The following is a 2322-nucleotide window of genomic DNA, read 5'->3' on the forward strand; positions in this document are numbered from 1 at the left end:
GCCGGGCCAGCCGGACAAGTTCGGGCTCGGGTTCGCGCTCAACACCCGGCCGATCGAGAAGGGCCGCGGGGCGAGCACCCTTTCGTGGGCGGGGATCTTCAACACCTTCTTCTGGATCGACCGCGACAAGAAGGTCTGCGCAGTCCTCATGACCCAGATGCTGCCGTTCCTCGAGGACGGGCCGCAGGCCCTCGTGAACGACTTCGACCGGGCCGTCTACGCGTGGCGGGACGACAGGTGAGAACTTGCTTCGCGTGGCGCTCCCGCGGGGCATTGCCGGCAACCGAGAGGAGTGCGAAGTGATGGTGGACCAGAGCTGGGCCATCGACAACCGGCGACTGGTGCGGGCGCTGAAGCCTCTGCCCCGGCGCATCCTCGCCGAGGTCGTGGAGAAACTCCGGAGGCTGGGCGAACTCTAGAGTCTGGGCTACTTGAGTCCGAAGTGCGATTGTCGGTCACCTTCGAGTCGAGATCGCCCCGGTGCGCTTGCCGTATCATACGAGCCGCGTGCTCCAGATCCGAGGGAATCTCGAGGGCTCCTACCCGGACGTCTACACACCGGAGGTCCTGGCGGCGCTCGCGGTCCTGGCCCCCCTGAACGAGCCGCGAAGGGCGCTCATGTCGGCCCGCATTCAGCGGCGGGCGGCCCGCGCGCGGGGCCGGCAGCGGATCGTGTTCCTCGATGCGGCGGGCACGATTCCCGGGACCGACATCGGCGTCCAGGCCGCCCGCGATGGGAAGTTCCTCGGCAGCGAGATCCCCGCCGACCTCCAGCGGCAGTGGATACAGGGCACGGGCCCGGCCACCAAGCCGAACGCCCCGATCGAGAAGGGCATCCGCAACGTGGCCTACGCGCTGCTCTCCGGCGCGGACGGTTGGATGTTCGACGGGGAGGACGCCCTGGGCCAGGTCTCCACGATGTCCCTCGACAACCAGCGCAATCTCAAGCTGGCCATCGCCCGGGACCCCGTCTTCATGAAGGTCGCCGAACAGGTGGCGGCCGAGATGAACGGGTGGGCCCGAGGCTTCTTCGGGCGGGAGATCATCGGCGACTGGCGCCAGCAGCTCGGGTTCACGACGAAGATCTTCCGTGCCCGCGGGCTGCACCTCGACGACCGGCACGTCCGCATGGCGGACGGCACGGGCCTCTCCGCGTCCATCGTCGACGTAGCGCTCTACGTCGCCAACAACCATGAGCGGCTGCGCCGGTCCGGCGCCACGATCGTGCTCTACCTGCCGAAGATCCAGACCGCCGAGGAAGCCGCCCTCTGGAACCACATGCTGACGACCCTGGAGGAGCACCTGTCGCTTCCCGTGGGCACGATCAAGGTCTACGTGCTCGTGGAGCAGCTCGAGGCCAGCTTCCAGCTGATGGAGATCCGCGCCGCCCTCGGGCGGCGCTTTGTCGGCTACAACACCGGCCGCTGGGACTACATCAACAGCGTCTCGGACGCGATGGCGTGGGACTCCGAGTTCGTCAATCCCAACATCGACGCGATCGTGATGACGTACGGATACATGCGGAACTACGAAGACCGCGTCCGGCGGGCGGTGAACACCCCCGATCAGCAGGGCCACTACGCCCTGTGGCAGGGAGGCATGGAGCCGAACATCCCGGTGGGCTCCGAGGCGGGCGTGGCCAGCGGGATGAAGCGGGGGGTGGCGGGGGCGGCGCGCGAGCAGCGCGAGGGCGCCAGCGGCAAGTGGGTCGCCCACTGGAAGATGGTGCACATCGTGCGGCCCGTCTGGGAGAAGGCCGGCGAGGACAACCAGCTCGGCCGGCGGTTTCCCCCTCTCACCTACACCGCGGCCGATGCGGACGGCCTGGTCCAGCTCGAGCCGGCGCCGCGCACCGTCCGAGGCGCGCGGGACCTCCTCAGCGTGGCCCTTCAGTACGGCAACGCCTTCGGCCAGGGGATGCAGGCGGCCGCCCTCAAGCCCGCCGACTCCTTCGGCAACGACGACGTCCTGTACCTGATGGAGGACATGGCGACGGGGGAGATCCGCCTGAGCATCCTGTGGGAGTGGCTGCACAAGGGCGCCAGGCTCACGGAGACCGACGGAGCGATCGGCGCCGCGCGGGGGGACGCATTCACGGCCGACCTCTTCGCGCGCCTGCTGGAGGAGGAGTACGCCAAGCTGCGGGCCGCGGGGAACCGCGACGTCCACGACGACTCCAAGGCCACCACCCTGCCCATCGCCCGCGAGATCGTGCAGACCTACGTCACCTCCCCGGTCAAGGCGCCCTGGTACGTCGACCTGCTCAACCTGAACCTCGACAACCACGACCTGGCGAAGGCGCGGGGGCGGATCGGGCAGTAC

3 protein-coding genes are annotated in these 2322 nt (G+C 68.8%); all 3 read left to right on the forward strand.

The features are described from left to right. On the forward strand, positions 1-241 hold a 241-nt coding region (locus tag VGT00_21410), incomplete at its 5' end, for a hypothetical protein (protein HEV8533989.1). 13 nt (positions 242-254) lie between these two features. Then, the gene (locus tag VGT00_21415) at positions 255-419 is read left to right on the forward strand and encodes a hypothetical protein (protein HEV8533990.1); all 165 of its coding nucleotides are present in this window, start codon (positions 255-257) and stop codon (positions 417-419) included. A 61-nt stretch (positions 420-480) separates the two neighbouring features. After that, on the forward strand, positions 481-2322 hold a 1842-nt coding region (locus tag VGT00_21420; GenBank protein HEV8533991.1), incomplete at its 3' end, for a malate synthase.

The organism is Candidatus Methylomirabilota bacterium, assembly GCA_036002485.1.
Classification (GTDB): domain Bacteria; phylum Methylomirabilota; class Methylomirabilia; order Rokubacteriales; family CSP1-6; genus AR37.